This window comes from Mesorhizobium sp. WSM4829, from assembly GCF_055811475.1.
Genome location: NZ_JBVVQJ010000001.1, coordinates 239,563 through 263,982 on the forward strand (window position 1 = coordinate 239,563; position 24,420 = coordinate 263,982).

At 62.4% G+C, this 24,420-nt stretch carries 19 protein-coding genes, 1 tRNA gene and 1 pseudogene; 12 read left to right on the plus strand and 9 right to left on the minus strand.

From position 1 onward, the window contains the following. Positions 1-15 precede the first annotated feature (15 nt). Together deoC and AC0L17_RS00995 are read right to left on the minus strand one after the other, a co-directional pair. Positions 16-1,065 (minus strand): deoxyribose-phosphate aldolase, encoded by a 1,050-nt coding sequence (deoC, locus tag AC0L17_RS00990; RefSeq protein ID WP_473514424.1) that lies wholly within the window; start codon positions 1,063-1,065, stop codon positions 16-18. A gap of 274 nt (positions 1,066-1,339) precedes the next feature. Then, the gene (locus AC0L17_RS00995) at positions 1,340-2,167 is read right to left on the minus strand and encodes a ferredoxin--NADP reductase (protein ID WP_473514425.1); all 828 of its coding nucleotides are present in this window, start codon (positions 2,165-2,167) and stop codon (positions 1,340-1,342) included. 233 nt (positions 2,168-2,400) lie between these two features. Between AC0L17_RS00995 and AC0L17_RS01000 the strand changes: the two genes are divergently transcribed. The 10 genes from AC0L17_RS01000 to AC0L17_RS01045 all read left to right on the plus strand — a co-directional run bounded on the left by AC0L17_RS01000 (position 2,401) and on the right by AC0L17_RS01045 (position 15,655). After that, positions 2,401-4,485, plus strand: coding sequence for a hydantoinase/oxoprolinase family protein (locus tag AC0L17_RS01000; RefSeq protein WP_473514426.1), 2,085 nt, complete (start codon positions 2,401-2,403; stop codon positions 4,483-4,485). 172 nt (positions 4,486-4,657) lie between these two features. Next, on the plus strand, positions 4,658-6,403 hold the full coding sequence (locus AC0L17_RS01005; protein ID WP_473514427.1) for a hydantoinase B/oxoprolinase family protein: 1,746 nt from the start codon (positions 4,658-4,660) through the stop codon (positions 6,401-6,403). 117 nt (positions 6,404-6,520) lie between these two features. Next, on the plus strand, positions 6,521-7,297 hold the full coding sequence (locus tag AC0L17_RS01010) for an ABC transporter substrate-binding protein (protein WP_473514428.1): 777 nt from the start codon (positions 6,521-6,523) through the stop codon (positions 7,295-7,297). A gap of 228 nt (positions 7,298-7,525) precedes the next feature. Then, positions 7,526-8,653 carry a transporter substrate-binding protein gene (locus AC0L17_RS01015; protein WP_473514429.1) on the plus strand — a complete coding sequence of 376 codons (1,128 nt, stop codon included), beginning with the start codon at positions 7,526-7,528 and terminating at the stop codon, positions 8,651-8,653. Beyond that, positions 8,650-9,252: an ANTAR domain-containing response regulator gene (locus AC0L17_RS01020; RefSeq protein WP_473514430.1), complete on the plus strand. Its 603-nt coding sequence runs from the start codon at positions 8,650-8,652 to the stop codon at positions 9,250-9,252. Before AC0L17_RS01015 ends, AC0L17_RS01020 begins: the two co-directional genes overlap by 4 nt. Beyond that, positions 9,230-10,138 carry an ABC transporter permease gene (locus AC0L17_RS01025; RefSeq protein WP_473514431.1) on the plus strand — a complete coding sequence of 303 codons (909 nt, stop codon included), beginning with the start codon at positions 9,230-9,232 and terminating at the stop codon, positions 10,136-10,138. Before AC0L17_RS01020 ends, AC0L17_RS01025 begins: the two co-directional genes overlap by 23 nt. Further along, positions 10,135-11,055 (plus strand): ABC transporter permease, encoded by a 921-nt coding sequence (locus tag AC0L17_RS01030; RefSeq protein ID WP_287065098.1) that lies wholly within the window; start codon positions 10,135-10,137, stop codon positions 11,053-11,055. The genes AC0L17_RS01025 and AC0L17_RS01030 overlap by 4 nt, the downstream gene beginning before the upstream one ends. Before the next feature lie 92 nt (positions 11,056-11,147). Next, entirely contained in the window at positions 11,148-12,743 is a 1,596-nt protein-coding gene (locus tag AC0L17_RS01035; RefSeq protein WP_473514600.1) for an ABC transporter substrate-binding protein, read from the plus strand. Further along, complete coding sequence (locus AC0L17_RS01040) at positions 12,733-13,677, plus strand: acetamidase/formamidase family protein (protein WP_473514432.1); 945 nt, start codon at positions 12,733-12,735, stop codon at positions 13,675-13,677. The genes AC0L17_RS01035 and AC0L17_RS01040 overlap by 11 nt, the downstream gene beginning before the upstream one ends. A gap of 208 nt (positions 13,678-13,885) precedes the next feature. Continuing rightward, the gene (locus AC0L17_RS01045; protein ID WP_473514433.1) at positions 13,886-15,655 is read left to right on the plus strand and encodes an ABC transporter ATP-binding protein; all 1,770 of its coding nucleotides are present in this window, start codon (positions 13,886-13,888) and stop codon (positions 15,653-15,655) included. Between the two features lie 30 nt (positions 15,656-15,685). Here the strand turns inward: AC0L17_RS01045 and AC0L17_RS01050 are convergent, their stop codons facing one another. Then, positions 15,686-16,174, minus strand: coding sequence for a methyltransferase family protein (locus AC0L17_RS01050; protein ID WP_473514434.1), 489 nt, complete (start codon positions 16,172-16,174; stop codon positions 15,686-15,688). A gap of 130 nt (positions 16,175-16,304) precedes the next feature. Here AC0L17_RS01050 and AC0L17_RS01055 point away from each other — a divergent pair, with 130 nt between their 5' ends. Both AC0L17_RS01055 and AC0L17_RS01060 read left to right on the plus strand, forming a co-directional pair. After that, positions 16,305-16,808, plus strand: a complete 504-nt coding sequence (locus AC0L17_RS01055) for a MarR family winged helix-turn-helix transcriptional regulator (RefSeq protein WP_473514435.1) — start codon at positions 16,305-16,307, stop codon at positions 16,806-16,808. A gap of 176 nt (positions 16,809-16,984) precedes the next feature. Beyond that, complete coding sequence (locus AC0L17_RS01060) at positions 16,985-17,305, plus strand: hypothetical protein (RefSeq protein ID WP_473514436.1); 321 nt, start codon at positions 16,985-16,987, stop codon at positions 17,303-17,305. A gap of 83 nt (positions 17,306-17,388) precedes the next feature. Here AC0L17_RS01060 and AC0L17_RS01065 read toward each other — a convergent pair whose 3' ends face one another. From AC0L17_RS01065 to AC0L17_RS01090, 6 genes and pseudogenes are all read right to left on the minus strand, one after another. After that, positions 17,389-17,622, minus strand: a complete 234-nt coding sequence (locus tag AC0L17_RS01065) for a hypothetical protein (protein WP_091596235.1) — start codon at positions 17,620-17,622, stop codon at positions 17,389-17,391. Between the two features lie 118 nt (positions 17,623-17,740). Next, positions 17,741-18,928, minus strand: coding sequence for a GIY-YIG nuclease family protein (locus AC0L17_RS01070; RefSeq protein WP_473514437.1), 1,188 nt, complete (start codon positions 18,926-18,928; stop codon positions 17,741-17,743). Beyond that, a complete protein-coding gene (locus AC0L17_RS01075; RefSeq protein ID WP_473514438.1) occupies positions 18,921-20,981 on the minus strand; it encodes a DEAD/DEAH box helicase in 2,061 nt (686 codons plus the stop codon). The genes AC0L17_RS01070 and AC0L17_RS01075 overlap by 8 nt, the downstream gene beginning before the upstream one ends. Then, positions 20,978-21,190, minus strand: a complete 213-nt coding sequence (locus tag AC0L17_RS01080) for a hypothetical protein (protein ID WP_473514439.1) — start codon at positions 21,188-21,190, stop codon at positions 20,978-20,980. The genes AC0L17_RS01075 and AC0L17_RS01080 overlap by 4 nt, the downstream gene beginning before the upstream one ends. After that, positions 21,187-23,948: pseudogene (locus tag AC0L17_RS01085) on the minus strand (class I SAM-dependent DNA methyltransferase). The gene AC0L17_RS01080 and the pseudogene AC0L17_RS01085 overlap by 4 nt, the downstream one beginning before the upstream one ends. A 151-nt stretch (positions 23,949-24,099) precedes the next feature. Next, positions 24,100-24,176: transfer RNA gene (locus AC0L17_RS01090), tRNA-Arg, on the minus strand. Positions 24,177-24,420 lie beyond the last annotated feature (244 nt).

Consider the following 24,420-nt stretch of genomic DNA (forward strand, 5'->3'; position numbering starts at 1 on the left):
GAGCGCTCCCGATAGTCACGCCATCGCGTGGCGATGATTGGCCGAATAGTGACCGGTCAGATGGTGTTCGAGCTGGCGCTCGATGTCGGTCAAAAGGCTCGATGCACCGAAGCGGAACAGGTCCGGCTCCAGCCACCGCCGGCCAAGCTCTTCCTTCATCAGCACCAGCCAGTCGAGCGAAGCCTTTGCCGTGGAAATGCCGCCGGCCGGCTTGAAGCCGATGAGGTAGCCGGTTTCCTCGAAATAGGCGCGGATGGCGCGCACCATGGCAAGGCCGACCGGCAATGTCGCGTTGACGCTTTCCTTGCCAGTCGACGTCTTGATGAAATCGGCGCCCGCCATCATCGCCACCATCGACGCCAGCATGACGTTGCGCAGCGTGGCGAGGTCGCCGGTGCCAAGGATCACCTTCAGATGCGCCTCGCCGCAGGCGGCGCGCATCGCAGCGATTTCGTTATAGAGCTCCTGCCATTTCGCGGCAAAGACCAGGCCGCGCGGAATGACGACGTCGATCTCGTCGGCGCCGTCGCTCACCGAGGCTTCGATCTCCTGCAGGCGCGTCGACAGCGGCGTGAGGCCGTGCGGGAAGGCGGTGGATACGGCGGCGACATGGATGCCGCTGCCGCGCAGCGCATCGACGGCGGTGGCGACGAAGGGGTGATAGACGCAGACCGCCGCCGGGCGGATCTTCTCGCCAGTAATACCAAGCCCTTCGACGATGTCGCGGCGGAACGGATTGACCGCCTTGGCGCAGAGCCGGCGCACGCGCTCGTCGGTGTCGTTCGAGTTCAGCGTCGTCAGGTCCATGCAGGCGACGGCGCGCAGCAGCCAGGCGGCCTGGTTGTCGGCCTTGATCGAGCGCCGCTTGGTCAGGCTGGCGACACGCCGTTCCAGCGCCGACCGGTTGACGCTGCGCATCGATTCCATGAACCCGAGATCGAGCTTCATGCCGGGATTGCGGGCAATGCCGTGCGCTTGCGGCACCGGCGCATTGGCGGCGGTGCGCGCCGGCAGCGGCGTGATTTTGGAAGGTCCGCGCTCTGCTTCGCGGCTGGTGCTGCTCATCTCCTGCCCCTTTGTTCGACGACTTGCGGTCGAAGATAGACCGTGAAGCAGCGCTTCACGAGTCCTTCAGGCGGTCATAGCGGAAAAAGCCTGCTGTGACATCAGCCGAACAGCGCGCTCTCCCTTCTCCCCTTGTGGGAGAAGGTGGCCTCGCGAAGCGAGGTCGGATGAGGGGTGTTCCAGCTTGGCACCGCCGCACTCCGTCCAGCACCCCTCAACCGTCTTGGCGCTACGCGCCAATCCACCTTCTCCCACAAGGGGAGAAGGAGAGGCTCTACCCGACAAACGCGCGCTCGACGACGAAGCTTGCCGGATGATGCAGCGAGCCTTCCTCGAAGCCGAGGCTTTCGGCCAGCTCCTTGACATCCCTGAGCATGTGCATCGAGCCGCAGATCATGATGCGGTCGGTCTCCGGATCGAGCTTGTCGATGCCGAGATCGGCGTAGAATTTTCCCGAGCCGATCAGCGCGGTGATGCGGCCCATGCGCTCGGAGGGTTCGCGCGTTGTCGAATTGTAGAGCGTGACGCGGCCGCCGGTCAGTTCGCCGATCAGCGGGTCGTTCTCCAGCTCTGCAACCAGCTCCTGGCCGTAGGTCAGTTCGGCATTGTCGCGGCAGGTGTGGGTCAGCACAACCTGCTCGAATTTCTCAAAAGTATCGGGGTCGCGCAGCAGGCTGGCGAAGGGCGCGATGCCGGTGCCGGTCGAGATCATGAACAGGCGCTTGGCCGGGGTCAACGCGTCGACCACCAGCGTGCCGGTCGATTTTTGCCGCATGATGACGGTGTCGCCAATCTCGATTTTTTGCAGCTCAGACGTCAGCGGGCCGTCCGGCACCTTGATCGAGAAGAATTCGAGCTCGTCGTCCCAGGCGGGGCTGGCGATCGAATAGGCGCGGAACACCGGCTTCTCGGCATTGGGCAGGCCGATCATGACGAACTCGCCGGAGCGGAAGCGCAGCGACTGCGGCCGGGTGATGCGGAACGAAAACAGCCGGTCGGTATAGTGCTTCACCGAGACCACGGTTTCGGCATAGACATTGGCCGGAATCGGGAACTGCAGCGGCCGGGCGCCGGCGGTGTTGAGCGCGGATGTGGTGTTCATCAAATCTAACCTTCTGGCCTAACCTTCTGGCCAACCCGAGGGCGCTGACGCCAAACTTTCTCTTGCGCGCCCGAACCGATCAGGTTCCGGCGTGCCGTTTGCACACTGCCAAGCGGTAAGCTCTTGTGTCCGGAATTTATTAGTATACAAATGATATTTGCGTCAAGACGCCAGGCTGAAACACCTTTCCAAACTGAGACATATCTGTAGTCCTGACATTTCGGGTTTCGACAATGGAAGAGAATTTTTCGGCGCAGACGCTGGATTCCTCGGGCAGCGTCGTCGCCGGCATCGATGTCGGCGGAACCTTTACCGACCTGCTTCTGATCGACGGGCGTCACAGCGGCAAGGTGCATATCGCCAAGACCCCGACCACTGTCGACAACCAGGCTTTTGGCGTCGTTTCGGCGCTCGACGCCACCGGTTTTCCCATCCGCGGCATCGACCTCATCGTGCACGGCACGACCACCACCACCAACGCGGTGCTCGAACGCCGGCTGGCCAAGACCGGCATGATCACCACGCGCGGCTTTCGCGACGTCATCGAGCTTGGCCGGCGGACGCGGCCGCAGCCCTATGGCATGACCGGCAGCTTCGTCCCGATCATTCCGCGCAACCTGCGGCTTGAAGTGTCGGAGCGCGTCGAAGCCTCGGGCGCGGTGCGCATTCCGCTCGACGAGACCGAGATGCGGGCGGCGGTTTCACAATTGATCGCGGCCGGCTGCGAATCGCTCGTCATCCACTTTTTGCATTCCTACGCCAATCCGGCGCATGAGCGGCGCGCCGCCGAGATCGCCGCCGCGCTTTGGCCGAACAGCTACATCACGACGGGCCATGCGCTGCTGTCGGAAGCGCGTGAATTCGAGCGCGGCGTCACCGCTTCGGTCAACGCCTCGGTGCAGCCAATCCTCGAGCGCTATGTCGAGCGGCTGCGCAAGGAATTGGGGTCGAAAGGCTATGCCCGCGACTTCCTGATCATGAACGGCAATGGCGGCATGATCTCGGCCCGCTTTGTCACCCGTGAATCGGCCAAGACCGTCATGTCCGGCCCGGCCTCCGGCGTCATCGCCGCCGCCTATACCGGAAACCGCGCCGGCTTCGAAAACCTGGTCACCTACGACATGGGCGGCACCTCGACCGACGTGGCGCTGATCCGCAATGCCGAACCGGCGGTGTCGAACGAGATCGAGATCGAATATGCGATGCCGATCCACGTGCCGATGGTGGCGGTGCACACGGTCGGCGCCGGCGGCGGCTCGATCGCCCGCGTCGACGCGGCCGGCCTGATCCAGATCGGCCCGGAAAGCGCCGGCGCCCATCCCGGCCCGATCTGCTACGGCCGCGGCGGCGTTGAACCGACCATCACCGATGCCAATCTGGTGCTCGGCCGGCTGGCGCCGAAAAAGCTGCTTGCGGTCGAGAATCCGGTCACATCGGAACACGTCACCGGCATTTTTGAGGACAGGATCGGCCGCCCCACCGGCCTGTCCGGCGTCGAGGCGGCGGGTGCGGTGCTGCGGCTCGGCAACATCAAGATGGCCGGCGCCATCCGCATGGTCTCGGTGTCGCGCGGTCACGACCCGCGCGATTTCGCGCTGTTCGCCTTCGGCGGCGCCGGGCCGCTGCATGCGACGGCACTGGCGCGCGAGCTCGGCCTGCCCAAAGTGCTGGTGCCGGCGCGGCCGGGCATCACCAATGCGCTCGGTTGCGTCGTCGCCGATCTCAGGCACGATTTCGTCAACACCGTCAACCAGCCGGTGGCCGGTCTCGATGAAACCCAACTTCACGCAATATTGGAACGTCACCGAAACGAAGGTGAGGAGCTGATCGGCAAGGAAGCGGTAAAGCCGGAGACGATCCGCGTCAGCCATTCCGCCGACATGCAGTTCGTCGGCCAGACCCATATCATCAACGTGCCGCTGCCGTCGTCTTCGGTGACGCGCGCCGTCCTGCAGCAGCTGTTCGAAAAGGCCTATTTCGCCCGCTTCAAGGTCGAGCTGCCGGAAATCCGCGCCAATCTGGTCAACCTCAACACTTCGGTGACCGGCGTGCGGCCGGCGATCGATCTGTCGCGGCTGATCGACCCGGCTGGCCGCGCCAAAACGCTTGATGAGGCGTGCCGCGAAATCCGGCCGGTCTGGTATGGCGGGCGCTGGCACGACACGCCGGTCTATAGCAGGGAAAAGCTGCCGCTCGACGCCGTCATCGAAGGGCCGGCGATCCTCGAACAGATGGACGCCACCACCGTGCTCGAGCCTCGCGACCAGGCGCGCTCGGACGCCGACGGCAACATCATCATAGAGGTGGGGCAGATATGACAAGGCTTTCATCGAAGAGGACCCCCACCCCTAACCCCTCCCCACAAGGGGGAGGGGGATTGGGTCGAGCCACCAGTTCCTGGCATCGACACGCAGCGATTTGCTGCTTTCAGCGCCAACAAGAATCCCCCTCCCCCTTGTGGGGAGGGGTTAGGGGTGGGGGTCCGCGCGGATGATCACTCTCGACGCCATCACGCTTTCGGTCATCCAGGCGGCGCTGCAGCAGGTCTGCGACGAGATGGACCTGACGTTTTCGCGCGCCGCCTTCTCGCCGGTCATCGCCGAGGCCAATGACCGCTCCGACGGCATCTATTCGGCCGTCGATGGTTCGCTGATCGCGCAAGGCAGCCAGGGCCTGCCGGTGTTCGTCGGCGTCATGCAGTATTCGACTAAAACGGTGATCGAGATGATCGCCGACGGCCGCTGCCTGCCGCCCAAGCCAGGCGACATTTATATCGTCAACGACCCCTATCTCGGCGGCACCCATCTGATGGACGTGCGCTTCGCCATGCCGGTCTACCGCGACGGCAAGATCTTTTGCTGGCTGTCGAACACCGGCCACTGGCCGGATATCGGCGGCTCGGTGCCGGGTGGCTTTTCTGCCTCGGCCACGGCGGTCGAGCAGGAAGGCCTGCGGCTGCCGCCGGTAAAACTGTTCAAGCAGGGCGTGCTCGACCGCGAAATCTACGCCATCATCTGCTCGAACATCCGGGTTGCCGACCAGCGCATCGGCGATATTCGCGCGCAGGCGGCGGCACTGCTGATCGGCCAGGATAGGCTCAATGGAATCCTGGATCGTTACGGTGACGAAACGGTCGTCGAGGCGATCGCCGAACTGCGCCGCCGCGCCGCCGAGCAGATGCGCGCCAACATAGCGGCCATTCCCGACGGCATCTATCGCTCAAAAGCCTTCGTCGATTCCGACGGGGTGGTCAACGAGCCCCTGACCATCGCGCTTGCGGTGGAGAAACAGGGCGACACGCTCAGCTTCGATTTTTCAGGCTCGTCAAAACCTTGCGCCGGGCCGATGAACAGCGTGCTGGCGACGACCTTGTCCTCGGTCTATCTCGCCATGCGCCACATTTTCCCCGATGTGCCGATCAGCGCCGGCGCCTTCGAGCCGCTGATCGTCAAGCGGCCGGAAGGCACTTTTCTCGACGCCAAATATCCGCGCCCGGTCTCGGGCTGTGCCGCCGAGGTTTCGCAGCGCATCGCCGAGGCGGTATTCGCGGCGATGGTGCAGGCGCTGCCCGACAAGGTGACGGCGGCTCCGGCCGGCTCCAGCGGCAATTTCGCGCTCGGCGGCAACGATCCGGCCCGCGGCCGCGACTATGTCATGTACCAGATTTCTGGCGGCGGCTATGGCGGCAATGCCGGTCACGACGGCCTGAGCAATGGCTGCTCGACCATCGGCATTTCCAAATCGCCGCCGGTCGAAATCATGGAGCAGGCGTTTCCGGTGCTCTACCGCCACTACGCCCTTCGCGAAGGCTCGGGCGGCGCCGGCAGGCATCGCGGCGGTTTCGGCCTCGCCTATGAGGTCGAGATCCTGCGCGGCGACGCCCGCGCCTCCTTCGTCATGGACCACGGCCGCTTCGGCCCGCAGGGCGCGCTCGGCGGCAAGGACGGCGCGGTCAACACGGTGACCGTTTTTCGCGACGGCAGAGAACATGTGCCGCCGCACCTCTCCAAGGAGCAGGACATCGCGCTGAAGGCCGGCGACCGCGTGCGCGTCGGCACGCCGGGCGGCGGCGGCTATGGCGATCCCCTGCAGCGCGATCCGCAATTGGTGCTGCGGGATGTCGCCTTGGGCTATTACACGCCCGAACAGGCCAGCGAGAAATTTGGCGTCGCCCTTTCCGCGGACGGGTCGGCAATCGACCTGGCCGCCACCGAGCGGGCACGAGCAGCCGGCTGACCGTCGAAGCCTGCAATCGGCCCTGCCGCGCCGTGATCGCCGCAAGGCATGTCGTTTCCGTCTCCGCCGCGCCCACAAAACCCCGTAGACTCAGGCCCATCAACGGAGATCTGGATCATGCGCCTTTTCGGTCGTTTCTTGGCTGCCGCGTCCGTCGCCCTGGCGCTCGCCACCGGCGCTGCCACCGCCCAGGACAAGAAACTCAGGCTTGGCACCGAGGGCGCCTATCCGCCTTTCAACTATGCCAATGCCGACGGCACGCTGGGCGGTTTCGACATCGATCTCGGCAAGGCGCTGTGCGCCGAGATGAAGACCGAGTGCGAATTCTCAGTGCAGGATTTCGACGGCTCTATTCCCGCACTGCAGGCCGGCAAATTCGACGCCATCATCAACATCACCATCACGCCGGAACGCGCCGAGAAGGTCGACTTCACCAAAAAATACTACCAGACGCCGCCGGCCATCGCGGTGCCGAAGGATTCGACCGTGTCAGGCACCTCGCCCGACGACCTGAAAGGCAAGGCGCTTGGCGTGCAGAGCGCCACGATCCACCAGAATTTCGCCGAGCAGAAATACGCAGGCTCGACCATCAGACCGTATCCGACCGGCGACGACGCCCGCACCGACATGGTCAACGGCCGCCTCGACGCGGTGATGGACGGCTCGATCCTGCTGACCGAATGGCTGCAAAAACCCGAGGGCGCCTGCTGCAAGCTGCTCGGCACCCTGGCCCCCGACCCGGCCATCCACGGCCCAGGCGTCGGCATCGCCCTGCAGAAGGGCAACAAGGCGCTGGCCGAAAAACTCGATGCAGCGATCGACGCCCTGCGCGCAAACGGCAAATACAAGGATATCAACGACAAGTATTTTGCCTTCGACGTCTACGGCGAGTAGGCGGAGGCGCTCCGAGCGCCAACATCGACAATTGGTGAAGCCCGAACGGCGCTCCCCCTTCTACAGCAGCATCGTCGGGCCGGCCCTCACTTTCCCGCTTGACTGACCCGCCGTACCGAATACGCTATTGGCGAAAATACCGGCTCCGACCGCCGGGCGGCAAAAATGCCTCGTATGCCTCGCCTTCCGCGGCGGCGGCTGCGGGGCATTGTTATTTTGGGGATTTGCTTGGGACGGCGCATTGAAATCGGCATCCTTTACTCGCGGTCGGGCAACTACCGCCTGCTGTCCGAATCCTGCCGTTCCGGTGCGATGACGGCCATCGCCGACATCAACGCCGATCCCGCCATCCCGATCGAATTCGTTCCGGTCGAGCGCGACCCGCAAGGCAACATCGATGGCTACGCGACGGGATGCGCCGACATTCTCGCCAACAGCGGCGCGCGCCACATCATTGGCTGCATCACGTCATGGAGCCGCAAGGAGGTCATCCCGATCCTCGAGCGCGCCGGCGGCACGCTCTGGTATGCCTGTCCCTATGAGGGCTTCGAAGCGAACGAGCATGTCGTCTACATGCATGCTTGCCCGAACCAGCATCTCGTCCCGCTGCTGGCCCATGTCGTGCCGCGCTTCGGCGCCAACGGTTTTCTGCTCGGCTCGAACTACATCTGGGGCTGGGAGACCAACCGTGTCGCCCGCGACCTGATCGCCGACGCCGGCGGCAAGGTTTTGGGCGAGCGCTATCTGCCGCTCGGCGAGGTCGATGTCTCCAGGCTGATCGCCGAGATCCAGGCGACCCGGCCGGATTTCATCTTGAACAACCTGATCGGCTCCTCGTCCTATGCCTTCATCGCGGCCTATGCCGAGCTCGCCGAACGCGACCCGCATTTCAGGCCGGAGCGCTGCCCGATCCTGTCCTGCAATCTCACCGAATGCGAGTTGCCGGCGCTCAACGGGGCGGGCAATGGCCACCTTTCCGTCGGGCCATACTTTCACGACATCTCGGCAGCGGATCGCCAGGGCGATTCGGCGCCCTCCATCATGCCTGCCTCGTCCTTCGAGGCGGCCGCCTATGCCTCGGTGCGGACGCTTGCCGAAATCCTCGCCCGCAATCCCGGCGCACAATGGCCCGACCTTTCCCAGGCCTTTGCCGGAACCTCGTTTCGAACCCCGCTCGGCGACATCTCCATCGATCCGCAAACCCAGCACGCCACCTTGCCGGTGCAGATCGGGCGCATCGAGGGCACCGCGTTCAAGACTGTGATGGTGACCAAGGGTGTCGCGCCCGACCCCTACCTGTCCCGCTATGACCGGACCGAGACATTCGGCCGCCCACGCCTGAGGGTGGTCTCGTGAGCAAGGTCCCGCGCATCCCGAACCTCGGCGGCGCCAGGGCCTTTGTCCTGCATCGTCCGCATCCGACGGTGCAGGCGATAACGCGGCAATTGTCGGCCATCGGCCTCGAGACGGTCGGGTGCTGGCCGGAACTGCCGGCCGAGGCGCTCGTGGCGGACTTCGTCTTCTTCGACGCCGATCTCGGCTTCGACGAACAATTCCCATGGGCGCCGGGCGAGGCGCCGATGCCGCTGGTGGCGCTGATCGGCTCCGAAGCGCCGGGCCGCATCGAGTGGGCGCTGTCGCACAAGGCCGACGCCCAGTTGCTGAAGCCGGTCGGCAATGCCGGCGTCTACAGCGCCCTTTTGATCGCGCGGCAGAGTTTCGAGGCGCGCAAGCTTTTGGCAAGCGAGATATCGTCGCTTCGCCTGCGCGTCGCGGAGCGCCAGACCATCGTGCGCGCGGTGGAGGCCTTGTCGAAAGGCGCTGAGGACGGCCGCGCCTATGCGCAGCTCCGGTCGCTGGCGATGAGCTGGCAGATCAGCGTCGAGGAGGCCGCGCGCCGGATCGTGGCGATGACGGAAGAAGAAGGCGGCGATGACCAGTCCCATCGCGCCTGACCTTTCGGCAACCGGGCGCATGCCGGCCAGGCCGCGCGCCGGCGTCTGGCGGCGTCTGGTCAAGCGTCCCCTGGCATTGATCGGCCTGGTGATCGTTGCCGTCGTCCTGGCCGGCGCCGTCCTGGCGCCGTGGCTGACGGGCTACGATCCGAACGAGCAGATGTTTGACGGGCTCACGCTTGAAGGTGCGCCCTTGCCGCCGAATGCCAGCTTCTGGCTGGGCACGGATCTGCTCGGCCGCGATCTGCTGACCCGCATCCTTTTCGGCGCACGCACCTCGCTGATCATCGGCATCGTCGCCAACGGCGTGGCGCTTTTGATCGGCACGCTGGTCGGCGTCACCGCGGGCTATTTCCGCGGCTGGATCGGTGGCGCGCTGATGCGCTTCACCGATCTGATGATGGCCTTTCCGGCGCTGCTGCTCGCCATCTGCCTGGCGGCGGTGCTCCAGCCGAGCCTGTGGATCGTTGCCATGGTGATCGCACTGGTGAACTGGGTGCAGACCGCGCGGGTCATCTACACCGAGACCAGCTCGCTCGCCGAGCGCGAGTTCATCGACGCCGAGCGTACCATCGGGGCCAGCGCGCCACGCATCCTGTTTCGCCATATCCTGCCGCATCTGCTGCCGACGATCATCGTCTGGGGCACGCTCGGCATCTCGACCACGGTGCTGCTCGAAGCAACGCTCAGCTATCTCGGCATCGGCGTGCAGCCGCCGACCGCATCCTGGGGCAACATCATTTTCGAGAACCAGACATATTTTCAGGCAGCGCCCTGGCTGGTCTTCTTTCCTGGTGCGGCGATCCTGGCGCTGGCGCTGGCCTTCAACCTCATCGGCGATGCGCTGCGCGACATCCTCGATCCGACGCAAAGGGGCCGGGCATGATCGCCTATCTCGGCCGCCGCGTTATCCAGTCCGTGCTCATCCTGCTCGGCGTCTCATTGATCACCTTTGCACTGCTCTATCTGCTGCCCGCCGACCCCGTCCGTCAGATCGCCGGCCGCAGTGCCACGCCCGAAACGGTCGAGAACATCCGCCGGCAGCTCGGCCTCGATCAGCCCTTCTTCATCCAGTACTGGCACTATCTGATCAGCCTGCTCAGCGGCGATCTCGGCCGCTCCTACATCCAGCGTTCCGAGGTCACGGAGCTCATCGTCTCGCGGCTGCCGGCAAGCCTGCTTTTGATGGTCGGCGCCATCCTTTGCGAGCTGGCGATCGGCCTGACGATGGGCCTTGTTGCCGCCGTCAGGCGCGGCACCGCCACCGACCAGACGCTGATGGTCGCGTCCTTTGTCGGCGTCTCGGCGCCGCAATTCGTCGTCGGCCTGCTGCTCCTTTACGTATTCGCCGTGCAGCTCGGCTGGTTTCCGATCGGCGGCTACGGCACCTGGCGCCATCTGGTGCTGCCGTCCCTGACCATGGGCATACTCGGCGCCGGCTGGTACGCCCGCATGATGCGCTCGTCGATGATCGACGTGCTGCGCCAGGATTATATGCGGACCGCCCGCGCCAAGGGCCTTGCGCGCGGCGCCATCATCTTCCGCCATGCACTGCCCAACGCCATCCTGCCGGTCATCGCCATGATCGGCATCGACATCGGCATCTTCATGGGCGGCATCGTGGTGGTCGAAAGCGTGTTCGGCTGGCCCGGCATCGGCCAGCTTGCCTGGCAGGCCATCCAGCGCGTCGACATTCCGATCATCATGGGCGTCACCCTGGTTTCGGCCTTCGCCATCGTGCTTGGCAATCTCCTGGCCGACACCGTCGCACCGTTCATCGACCCGCGCATCAAGCTCAGATGAAAACCAAAAAAAGACCGGTAACAACCAGAGAAAGGGAACATGAGATGAAGAAATTCTTGACCTCCACCGTTGCGGTATCGGCGCTCGCGCTGATGCTCGGCATGACAAGCGCCCGCGCCGAACACGCCGTCGATCCGAACGCCAAGCCGGGCGGCGCGATCACCATCACCTACAAGGACGACGTCGCCACGCTCGATCCGGCCATCGGCTATGACTGGCAGAACTGGTCGATGATCAAGAGCCTGTTCGACGGGCTGATGGACTACGAGCCGGGCACCACCAATCTGCGGCCCGACCTCGCCGAGAGCTACGAGATTGCGCCCGACGGCAAGACCTTCACCTTCAAGCTGCGCCAAGGGGTGAAGTTCCACAATGGCCGCGAGATGACTGCCGACGACGTGAAATATTCGCTCGATCGCGTCACCAATCCGAAGACGCAGAGCCCGGGCGCCGGCTTCTTTGGCTCGATCAAGGGCCATGAGGATGTAGCTGCAGGCAAGGCGGAAAGCCTGGCGGGCGTCACCGTCGTCGACCCCTACACCATCAAGTTCGAACTGACCCGGCCCGACGCCACCTTCCTGCATGTCATGGCCATCAACTTCTCGCATGTCGTGCCGAAGGAGGAGGTCGAGAAATACGGCGCGGATTTTGGCAAGCATCCGGTCGGCACCGGGGCTTTCAAGTTCGCCGAATGGACGCTCGGCCAGCGCGTCGTCTTCGAGCGCAACCCGGATTACTGGCACAAGGGCCTGCCGCATCTCGACAAGGTCACCTTCGAGATCGGGCAGGAGCCGATCGTGGCGCTGCTGCGGCTGCAGAAGGGCGAGATCGACGTGCTCGGCGACGTTATTCCGCCGGCCAAGTTCCAGGAGGTGATGGCCGATCCCGAGCAGAAGGCCCGTGTCGTCGAGGGCGGCCAGTTGCACACCGGCTACATCACCATGAACACCACCATGGCGCCCTTCGACAATGTGAAGGTGCGGCAAGCGGTCAACATGGCGATCAACAAGGACCGTATCGTCCAGCTGATCAACAACCGCGCGGTGCCGGCCAACCAGCCGCTGCCGCCGTCGATGCCCGGCTACGACAAGGAATTCAAGGGCTATCCCTATGACGTGGCCAAGGCCAAGGCTTTGCTTGCCGAGGCCGGTCATCCCGATGGTTTCGACACGCAGCTGTTCGCCATGAACACCGATCCCAACCCGCGCATCGCCCAGGCGATCCAGCAGGACCTGGCGGCAGTCGGCATCAAGGCCAGCATCCAGTCGCTGGCGCAAGCCAATGTCATCGCGGCCGGCGGCGACAAGGCCGGCGCGCCGATGATCTGGTCCGGTGGCATGGCCTGGATCGCCGATTTCCCCGATCCGTCGAATTTCTACGGGCCGATCCTCAGCTGCGCCGGCGCGGTTCCGGGCGGCTGGAACTGGTCGTGGTACTGCAACAAGGATCTCGACGCCAAGGCGGCGGAGGCCGACTCGATCGTCGATCCGGCCAAATCAGGCGAACGTGCCAGGATGTGGAGCGCGATCTACGGCAAGATCATGGAAGACGCGCCCTGGGTGCCGGTCTTTAACGAGCAGCGCTTCACCATGAAATCGCCCCGGATGGGCGGCGCCGACAATCTCTATGTCGACCCTGTCCATATCCCGATCAACTACGACAATGTGTATGTGACCGATGTGCAATAACTGCGACTACACCATCCACGGGCGCCATCACCATTTCGGCTGGGACAATTCCTTTGTCCCGACTGAGCGGGTGGCGCCCGGTTCGACGATCGAGTTTCAGTGCCTGGACTCGTCCGGAGGCCAGTTGACGCTGGACAGCACTGTGGACGACGTCGCTTTGCTCGACTTCGCCAAGGTGAACCCCGTCACCGGGCCCATCTATGTCGACGGGGCTGAGCCGGGCGACGCGCTGAAGATCACAATTGAGGCGTTCAAGCCGTCCGGCTTCGGCTGGACGGCGAACATTCCGGGGTTTGGCCTGCTCGCCGACGATTTTCCGGAGCCGGCGCTGAACATCTGGACTTACGACGCCGCCTCGCTCGAGTCGGCGCTGTTCGGCAAGCATGCGCGGGTGCCGCTAAAACCCTTTGCCGGCACCATCGGCAACGCGCCGGCTGAAATGGGCCTCCACTCGGTGGTGCCGCCAAGGCGCGTCGGTGGCAATCTCGACATCCGCGATCTCGCGGCCGGTACCACACTCTATCTGCCGGTGGAGGTGGCCGGTGCGCTGTTTTCGGTTGGCGACACGCATGCCGCGCAGGGCGACGGCGAAGTGTGCGGCACGGCGATCGAAAGCCCGATGGATGTCGTGCTCAAGCTCGATCTGATTAAGGATGCGCGGTTGAAGACACCGCGCTTCACCACACCGGGCCCGGTGACGCGCCATCTCGACGCCAAGGGCTATGAGGTGACGACCGGCATCGGACCGGACCTGATGACGGGCGCCAGGGAAGCGGTCTCGCAGATGATCGACTTGCTTGCCGGCCGCTACGCAATGGACCCGGTCGACGCCTACATGCTGGTTTCGGTCTGCGGCGATCTCCGGATCAGCGAGATCGTCGACATGCCGAACTGGGTGGTGTCGTTCTACTTCCCGCGCTGCGTGTTTGAATGAACGCTGCGTTCCGTCACACCCCCCTCTGGTCTGCCGACCATCTCCCCCGCAAGGGGGGAGATCGGATGTCGCGACGGATTTCGCCAATCTTCAACGGCGAAGAATGGCCGCGGGGGCGAAACTGCCAATCTCCCCCCTTGCGGGGGAGATGTCCGGCAGGACAGAGGGGGGTGCGCAGGAACACGACCTTCTCCCGGCCGCGCCCACAATGACCCTCGCCGACAACCCCATCCTCGATATCGCCAACCTCTCCGTCAGCATGCGCGGCGAGGACGGCGAACGGGAAGTCGTGTCGGACCTGTCGCTGACGCTCAAGCGTGGCGAGACGCTTTGCATCGCCGGCGAATCCGGCTCCGGAAAATCGATGACGGCGCTGGCGATAATGCAGTTGCTGCCGCAGCCTGCCGCACGAATTTCCTCTGGCATGATCCAGCTTGGCGAAATCGACCTCGCGACACTCAACGAGCGTCGGATGCGCCGTATTCGCGGCGCCCGCATCGCGATGATCTTCCAGGAGCCGATGACCTCGCTCAATCCGGTGCTGTCGATCGGCCGGCAGCTGGTCGAGTCGATCGAGGCCCATACCGGCCTGTCGCGTGCCGAGGCGCGCCGGCGCGCCGTCGAGGCCCTGAAGGCCGTCCGCATCTCCGAAGCCGAAAGCCGGCTAAAACAGTTTCCGCATGAACTGTCCGGCGGCATGCGCCAGCGCGTGATGATCGCCATGGCGCTGGCGCTGAAACCGGATGTGCTGATCGCCGACGAGCCGACGACGGCGCTCGACGTCACCGTGCAAGGCGAGGTGCTGGAACTGCTGCGCGATCTGCAGCGCGAACACGGCACCAGCGTCATCCTCATCACCCACGACATGGGCGTGGTTGCCGAAATGGCCGATCGCGTCGTCATCATGCGGCACGGCCGCATGGTCGAGCAGGGAACAACCGCCGACATCTTTGCCCGTCCGCAAGCCGACTACACGCGCGAGCTGCTCGCTGCCGTGCCGCGCATTGGTACCGGCGTCGGCCGCCAAAAATCCGCCGAACAAAAATCGGTCGAAGCGGAAATGCCCGCAAGCGTGGCGGTGGTCAACGATCTGCATGTCCGCTTCGACCTGCGCGGTGGCTTCTTCGGCCAAGTGAACCGCCGTGTCCACGCCGTCGAAGGCATCAGCTTCTCGATCGCGCCGCACGAGACGCTGGCGCTGGTCGGCGAATCCGGCTGCGGCAAGTCGACCACCGCCAAGGCGCTGGCCGGGCTTGTGCCCTACCACGGCGATATCGTCATCGGCGGGCGCAATCTCGCGGGCCTTGGCCGTGACCAGCGCAAGGCGGTTCGCCGCGATGTGCAGATGATTTTCCAGGATCCCTATGCCTCGCTTGACCCGCGCATGCGCGTCGGCGACCTCGTTGCCGAGCCGCTGTTGATCCATGGCATCGCTTCGAAGGAAGAGCGTAGCCAGCTTGTGGCGGCGTTGTTTGAACGCGTCGGTCTCTCGGCCGATCAGATGGAGCTCTATCCGCACGAATTCTCGGGCGGCCAGCGCCAGCGCATCTGCATCGCGCGCGCTCTGGCGCTCAGACCCAAACTCATCATCGCCGACGAGAGCGTTTCGGCGCTCGACGTGTCGGTGCAGGCCCGCGTGCTCGACCTGCTGAAGGAACTGCAGCGCGAATTCGGCATCGCCTATCTGTTCATCTCGCACGACATGGCGGTGGTCGAGAACATTTCCGATCGTGTCGCCGTCATGTGTCTCGGCCAGATCGTCGAAATGGGCACCCGCGACCAGGTCTTTTCGAACCCGCGCCACCCCTACACGAAGCGCTTGATCGAGGCCGTGCCGGTGCCCGATCCGGCAAAGCGCCGGCCGCGTTTCGCGCGTCTCGATCAGGAAATCCCGAGCCCGACTCGAAAGATTGGCGAAGAGCCGCCGAAACTGGCCCTGAGGGATCTTGGCAACGGTCATCTCGTTGCGGTTACCTGACGTGCGCAACTGTCGGCATTCTTGCGACGCTCAGAGCCAGCGCCGCACGGTTTGCCTGTAGTCGAGATACGCACTGCCGAAACGCCGTTCGAGATAGGCCTCCTTGCGGGCGACGACGCCGTAGCGGATCAGGATCGCCAGCGGCAGCGTGAGGACAAGGATCCAACTATTTTGCGCGGCCACGCCGATGCCGCCATAGATGAGAAACATGCCGAGATAGATCGGATTGCGCGTCCAGCCGTGGATGCCGGTCGTCACCAGCACGCGCGTCGGCTCATTCGTCGGCACCGGCGTCGTCGCGCGGGAGAAGTTGCGAATGCCCGCCGCGAAAAGCGCAAAACCGATCAAGATCAGCGAGCCGCCGATGATCCAGCTAACCAGCCCCGGACCGGGGAACGGCAAACGCAGCAGGCGATCCAGCACGAAGCCGATCAGCAGAGCGGCGAGAAAGAGCAGCGGCGGTCTCGCGATGACACCTGCGGTTCCGCTGTCGGTTTGCCCAGCCGGGTCCATTGCCATGTCTGCTCCCGCAGATTCCTAGGGCTACGAAGCCTATAGCCGCCTAGAAACGACAACTAGGTTGTCATCCTAAAAGTTGACAACTGTGGTGTCAATCGCAGAAGTTGCGACGGAAAAGGGAAGTAAAAAAATGGCGTCGGCACGACACGGGACTGACCGAACGACGGGAGCGGACCCCTTCGCTGACGGCAAGGCCGAGGCGATCGCCGAGCTGATGCTCGAAGTGGCCCAGTGCTTCTTCAGGATACGGGCTCTCGGCCAGAAGACCGGGCTCATCACCAGTTGGGGCGGCGGTGCGTTCGGCTTCATGCGAAGCCTGGCGCTGCTTGGCCCGCTCACCGTGCCGCAGATCGCCCAGATGCGGCCCACCAGCCGTCAGCGTATGCAGCGGCTGGCGGATGAGCTTGCGGCCGAGGGGCTGGTCGAATTCATCGACAATCCAAAACACCGGCGCTCGAAGCTTGTGCAGCTGACGCGCAAGGGCGCCGCGCGCTACGGCGAGCTGAACGCCCAGCTCCTGGCGATCGCCTCGACCATGGGCGTCGCTCTCGACGAAGCGGATATCCGCAAGACCGCCGGGATCGTGCGGCAGCTGAGCGACGATGTGAAAGTGCGCTCGGAGCGGCTGGGCTGACGCAAAGGCTGCGGCGCCATTGAAGGGAATTCCCGATGCTTGAGCGATGAGCTCGCCGGCCGTTTTCCACTTCCGTCCGGGCCAGCCGGCGAACGCTTGCCAACCGGAACCTCTGCGGAGCTGAGGCGTTCGAACCGCAGAAACTGAGAGCTGCGCCACCGCAAAAGAGTACTGCAATGGCTCAGAAGATAACGACAGGCACCAATGACCGGCCGCGCATCGAAACCATAGGCCAGTCCGGCGAAGGTCTGCCGGATGACAGCAGCGTGTCGCTTGAAGTCGACGAGACTGCGGTCGCCCGGTTGAGAAAGCAACTGCAAGGCAAACCCGAGCATTTTGGCGAAGGTCAAGCCAATCCCGACGAAGTCCCGGCAGGTATCCCTGGCGCCGGCGAGCATATGTGCCACCGCTGCGCCGGGACAGGCATGATCGACGGCCGCACCTGCCCCGAATGCGGCGGAACCGGAAAGGTGACGACGCCGATAGGCGGCGGCTGAGAAGATCAAGACAGCGATCCCATTTCGCGGCAACCTCGACCACGGAAGCGCCAAGAAGTCTGGGGCGATGGAAATTGTGCGGATCAGATCGCCGGCACCCACTTCCAGAACACGCCCTCCATCCGTTCGGGATAGTGTTTGAACTCGCATTCGAAGCGCCATCCGTAAGTCTTGGCGGCCGCCAGCGCTGCCGGGCTGACCGGGTTCATGCCCGTTCCCGGCGCGAACCAGTCTTCCAGCAAGTCGTCGGGTATGTAGGCGCCGATCCTCAAAGGCAGCTTTTCGAGGACGACATCCATTTCCTTCGGTGCGGACAATGGGGTCTCCTTTCGAGATCAATCCACGAACAAGTCATTCGAGGCCGATGGGTTCCAGAGCATCGCCGAGGTGACCGTCGGGGGGCAGGGCCATCGCCTTGATTCTGGTCATCTCGCATTATTTTTCGCCAGTAAGCTCCAATCGAGCGCTCTTTGGATTGTATTTGAACTTTACGATTGATTGGTCTCGAATCTTATCGACGACCTCATCGATCACCGGCAACGGAACAAGGAACCACTCTCGCGGCTTAACAGGATTGCCGAAACGATCCTCAATAGTGAGGTCGAGTTGCGCTGCCGAAAACACACGGTGCAGAATGTTCTCAAGCCGCACTCGATTGATGTTGAACAGCTTGTATGTGGCAATCACTTCGACATCGGCGAGCAGGTATGTGGCATCCAGCGCCGCATTCGCGATCCGGGTCTCGACCTTTCCGCCGGTCACGCCAATCTTGTGGATGAGTTCTCGGTGTGAGGCGACGCCCGGATGATTGGACTTGCTGCGAAGGACGTAGATTGTCCCGCTTTCGAGGTCTCCGTCGTCGGCTTCGCCGCCAAAGAGCGGCCCCACCGACGGGTCGGTGATGCGCCGCCCCGCGTCATCGCGGTGAAGCGCACGCTGAAGCGAGCGCAGAAGCACATCGCTCTCCGTTCCATTGTCATAAATGACGCGCAACCGGCTGTCACGCCGGTCATACTCGGTCATAAACTCCTCGCCCACTTCCGCGACGTACGCGATCTGGCCGCCGACGATGAAGAACTCGCCTTTCTTGATCTCGGCCATGGTCTGAAATGGTCGCGTCTGGCGGATACCGGAGTCCAGGTCTTTCCGAACCTGAGCAAACAATGGCGTGAACCTGTCGAAGTCTTCGCATTTCGTGCGGTTTGCGATCTCCTCGGCCGCGCGTTTGTCGGCGGCGGTGCGGACATACCGAAGCTCGGTGATGTCGGCTGCGCCGGCCGTGCCGGTCAGTTCCGCAAGCAACTCGTCGTCATTGGCTGGTTCCGCAAAGCCGCCCGCAGCGCTGCTAGCCGGCTGGAGAAGGCCTTGATGGTCCAGCGGCAGGAGCAGCAATCTGCATTCTTCAAGTGCGGAAAGCCGATCCAATCGCACTGCATAGAGCCGCTCGAAAATATCTCGGTCTTCGCCATGAAGCGGTGGATGGCCGTGCTGTTCGACGAACCGCTGGATTTCCTCGAAGCCGGCGATGATGCGTTCCTCGCGAGGTGAGCGGCCACCCTTCTTTTCCGGTCGGGCGAAGTCGTCGAGTTCGGCGCGCAGGTCATCGAGGTCGAGGTCACTCATAGCGACCCTCGTCCTTGAAGCGGACAAAGGCGGCGGCGCCTTCGGCCATCCGCTTTTCCCAGGCATCGGCCGAACTGATCGAGGGGAGCCGCCCCCGCTCCTTCTTGAATTTGACCGCGCGGACGGCGAGGTCCTTCGCCTCCTCCAGGGTCAGGCTGGTGCGTTTAGCGGCGATTGCCGCCGCCACCTGTTTGAGGCGGTCCTCGCTCATCGCTTTGGCGAGGATTGCGTAAGCCTCGCCGAACGGATTGATCCGGTCGATGAGGTCGATATCCAATTCGCGGACGTCCATCGCAAACCTCCGCACGCCATCGATCAGTGCAGTATTGGCGCTCGGTTCGCCGTTGGTGCTTCCACCTAGAGCAATCTGCTTCGCCTGCTGCGTCAGGTTAAGAGCGGCTACGGCGTGCTGGCGCACGGCCTCCTGATCTTCTTCGTCCAGTTCGGGATATTTGTCCTTAACGATCTTGCCCATGCGGACCTGCGTCAGTTCCTCGGGCACCAATTCCTCGTCAAACAGTCCGCGCTCGATGGCGGTCTTATCCTGAACGAAGGCGGCGATTACTTCGTTCAGATCCTCCTGGCAGATGCGTGCCGCTTCCTTGCTCTTGGGCTCGGCAAGACCCTTGATCTCGATCTGGAATTGACCCGTCTCCTTGTTGAAGCCAACATTTGTCTTTTTCGGGTCATAGCCGCCGTCGCCATAATCGAAACCTTCGATCGGGCCGCCGTTCGGATTCTTCGGGGTAAAGTTGAACCGCGGCGCAAGCACCTGTTCCATAAGAAGGCTCGCGGCGATGGCTTTCAGCGTGTCGTTGACCGCTTCCGTGACAGCCTCTTCGGAAGCGTCCGGCTCGGCGATCAGGTTGGTGAAGCGTGCGCGGGTCTTGCCCGGCGCATCACGGGTCGCTCGGCCGATGATCTGTACAATCTCGGTGAGGCTGGACCGATAGCCGACCGTCAGCGCGTGCTCACACCAAATCCAGTCGAAGCCTTCCTTGGCCATGCCAAGAGCGATGATGATGTCGACATGGTCACGGTTGTTTTTCTGTGCCGGGTCTTTCAGCGCAGCCGAAACTCGGTCCCGCCTCGTCGAGTCATCATCAACGAGATCGGCGATCCTAAGCTCGCGACCGTCAGGCGTCTTGACCAATTGAAAGCCGGTCGCGGGGTCGGTTCCATGCCATGCACCCAATTCCTCGATGACATGCTCGACTTCCCTGATCTTGTCCTTCGTGCTTTCGCGCGAATTGACGCTGGGGATGTGGATGATGGTTTTTTCGGAAGGGTCCAGGACCTTCAGGATGTCATCCGAATAGGGGCCGGAATAGAAGAAATAGCCAATGTCCAGCTGTTTGAGATATTCGTAGCCGTTCAACTGCTCATAGTAGGTGTACGTGACGGTATCGAATTTCGCCTCGTCCTGTGGGGACAGCACGGGCATGGCGTCGCCCCGGAAATAGGAGCCAGTCATGGCGACGATATGCGTGCGTTCGCGGGCGATTAGCTGTCCGAGATGCTGACCGAGCTTGCTGTTGGGATCGGCCGAGACGTGGTGAAATTCGTCGACGGCGATTAGCCGGTCGTCGAGCCTCTCAACACCGTATTGATCGACGGCAAACCGAAAAGTGGCGTGGGTGCAGACCAGAATCTTATCGTCACTGTCTAGAAACGCCGCTACGGACTTGACCTTTCCCCCATTGTCGTCACCGGGCGCGTTGCAGAGGTTCCATTTCGGCTGGACCGTCCAGTCAGCCCAAAAACCGAATTTAGTCAGCGGCTCGTCATTGAAGCTCGCTCCGATGGTTTTCTCCGGCACGACGATGATCGCCTGCTTGATCCCTTGATTGTGGAGCTTGTCCAGGGCGATGAACATGAGCGCCCTGCTCTTGCCGGAGGCTGGGGGCGACTTGATGAGAAGATACTGCTCGCCGCGCCGTTCGTAGGCGCGCTCCTGCATCGGCCGCATGCCGAGCGCATTAGCCTTGGTCGAACTGCCGTTGCGAGCATAGGAAACTGATACGGAGGGGACTTTCTCGTTGCGATCAGTCATTCGCCGGCCCTCTGGGCAAATTGCGCTTCGAACGCGCGCACGCTCTCATAGGCCTCGACGACACGGGTTTGGACCTTGCGCATCATGTCCGGCCCGCGCTCGGGCCAGCCGTGATGCTCAAACATGCCGGCAAACCCGCCGAACTTTCTGGTAGCGATCTCGGCAATTGCCTTCGCATCTCCGCCCGGTGCGTATGTGCTCGCCTTCATCCGCTTGCCCTCTGCTTTTGCTTTTTTGCCGCTCCTTGCCTGGCGGTCATCTTGGTGTAGAGCTCGAACAGTTTTTCGAGCCGTTCCGTGTCGTTGCGGAACCGGCGGCCGATATATATATGCGCTCCAGCACCGCATCATTGCGCTCGTGTGCTTCGCGCAGATCGGCCGGCATATTGTCGGGATCGTAGAGATCAGCAATCGTCGCCGGGAAGTGCCCCTCGCGCGCCAGCAGAATGTCCTCGGCACTGCGAGTCAGGTCGGTTTTGTTCTTCTCGGTTAGCGTGGGAACCGGAAAGGTGTTCCAGCCGAGCGTGTTGGAATAGCGAGTTCTGTTCTCTAATTTACCACATACGTTTGCGATCCAAACGCGGTGAAGCGTAGATGAGATAACGGACAAGTTCCACAGATCGGCTTCATAGATGACACGTATTAAGTCGGATAATACAGTCGTTTCGTCAAAGACGTCGCAAGTTATATATTCTCGTCTCTCCGAGAATACCTTCGGCACAGCGATAGCTAGCCCGCCTTTATGCGACCGAAAAGCAAAAAGATGTGGGCTATCAATAACTGCACGCGACTGCAGGCCTCGGCTTTCCAGCCTGACACCCCGGACTAGAGCCAACCTTTCGCTTACGGATGGGCTGGCTTTCGCTTCGGCGAGACCGTCAGAATTTATCCAAAGACAGAACCTAAGCTTGCCGTTAATCAACTCCTCCGAACCCACGAACCGCCTCAAGAATCTATCAGCTACCGATGGCTCACCCCGTTCCAACAAGGTCTTCTCTTGAGGTGATAGAATCAGATGACCCCCGTCAGACGCAGAATTTCCTGTGGCCATGTTCGGAACATTGCTGATCGGCCTTGATTGCTTTTCAACTATCACCGGCTCGCCAGCCACAAGATACGGGCTAATAGAACTAACTGCTCGCTTCGTGTCTTGATCGTAAATCAAGCCTCCTTGATCCAGACCAAGGCCTATTATGACACAGCTGACCCCTGCATTTTTGGCGGCATTATTACTCCATCGGAAGGACGTATGCGCGAAGTTTATGCGGACACCTTGAGAGAATACCCATGGCCAGAGCATGGCAACTTGCTCTCCTTGGCAAAGAGAATTAGTTGTAACTAGGCTAGCTTTTGAACTTGTCGATTTTATAAAACTTGCCGATTTCATAAGCCAGCAAGCCACGTAGTCCAAATCTTTGTATGACTTAAGCTCCGACCCCAAGACCCGGTCCTTATCAAGCTTCTGTTCAGCAGTCTGATTGACGCTACCTTGATAAGGCGGATTGCTGCATATGTATGTTTCACCATTCTCATTCTCGAAATCGATCTGCGCCTGGTCGAGCGGTGTATGGAACAGGTCATCCGCCTGAAACTTCACACCCGTCCCTGTCGGCGGGCAAATGCTCAGCCAATCAAGCCGGAGGGCGTTGCCGCAGGTGATCCAGTTCTGCGCGTCGAGCGGCAGAAACTCGGCCAAGGCCTCCTTCTGGCCGCGATAAAGCACGTCACACTGAAACTCCGCGATGATGAGCGCGAGCCGCGCGACCTCGGCCGGGAAGTCGCGCAACTCGATGCCCCGGAAATTAGTCAGCGGAATCTCCGTGCGCCGGTCGGCCTCGCCGCGGCGCTTGTTGATCTCGGCCTCGATCTCCCGCATCGCTTTGTAGGCGATCACAAGGAAATTGCCGGAGCCGCACGCAGGATCGAAGACCCTGATCTCAGCTATGCGTTTGCGCAAATTGAGCAGTGACCGTGGGTTGTCTCCCGCCTCCTCAAGCCGCGCCCGCAGGTCATCGAGGAATAGCGGGTTCAGCACTTTGAGGATATTTGGCACGCTGGTGTAGTGCATGCCGAGCGCACCACGCTCCTCATCATCGGCGACGGCCTGGATCATCGACCCGAAAATGTCCGGGTTGATCTTCGTCCAGTCGAGATTGCCGATATGCAGAAGGTAGGAGCGCGCGATCTTGGTGAAGCGCGGCACGTCCAGGCTGCCAGAAAACAGCCCGCCGTTCACATAGGGGAACACGTTCGCCCATCTTGGCAGTGCGGCGCCCCTCCGGTCGGCAATTTTGGTGTTCATCGCGCGGAACAATTCCCCGATCACCTCATGGGTGTTGGCCGAGTCCCTTGCGGTCATCTGTTCGATCGTCGCCGTGAAAAGGCGTGACCCGTTGAAGATATCCGTATCCTCGGCGAAGAAGCAAAAGATCAGCCGCGCCATGAAATGGTTCATGTCGGGCCGACGCGCTGCGGTCCCCCATTCGGGGTTGTCTTTCAGCAGTTCGACATAGAGCCGGTTCAGGCGGCCGGTGGCACGGATGTCGAACGAGCTTTCGCGGATTTGCTTGACGGTGGTGATTCCGGCGAGAGGCAAGAAGAAGCCAAAGTGGTCCGGGAAATCCCGATAGGCGCAGGCGACCGTCTCGCCGTTCGTCAAATCCTCTGCTTCAAAATCCGCGCCGTCGGTTGCAAGGATAAATCGCGCCTTCGCCCTGGCTGTGGCGGGGCTTGCTCTCAGCCCAGCGAGGGTCTTCGTGACTTCGCCCGGCGGGCAGACAGCGAGGTGGATATTGTTCGTTTGCAGGACGCCGCCCAGATCGGACTTGTTCGAAGCGCCCGCGCGCAGCCGCTTGATCGTCGTTTCCTTGTTGCCGAAGGCAGACAGGAAAGCGAACGGAAATTCATCCGCGTCGAATGGCGCTGCCGCCAACTCGGAAACGGCTTCCTCGATCTCAACTGCGTTCAATGCACTCCCCCACCACCCCGACCAGTCGACATAAGCCAGCGAGCCCCAACGTACATCGCTATTTGCTCTCGCATCGCCTGGAACGGTGACACTCTACCCGACTCGCCCAGCGCTTCAAAGGGACAAAATCATTGAAAAAACAACGCCTTATTGGCGCACCCGACAGGATTCGAACCTGTGACCTCTGCCTTCGGAGGGCAGCGCTCTATCCAGCTGAGCTACGGGTGCCTTCAGGATCGAGATCCGGAAAACGAACCAGCCGGGTAACCGGCCAGCCACGGCTTCTTAGCGGAAGCAGGCGCGGGCTTCAACGGGCAAGTGGCCGGCGGCGGGGCTGCGAACTCAGAATAACCCATTTTTCGGATTCCACGGAGGGCCACGATTTGGAGCCTGCCATGCAAACCTGCGGTTTTGTCGGAGCTATGAAGAATGGCGCCAAAGTCTGAAACGAAAAACCCGCCTCGGCGGGCGG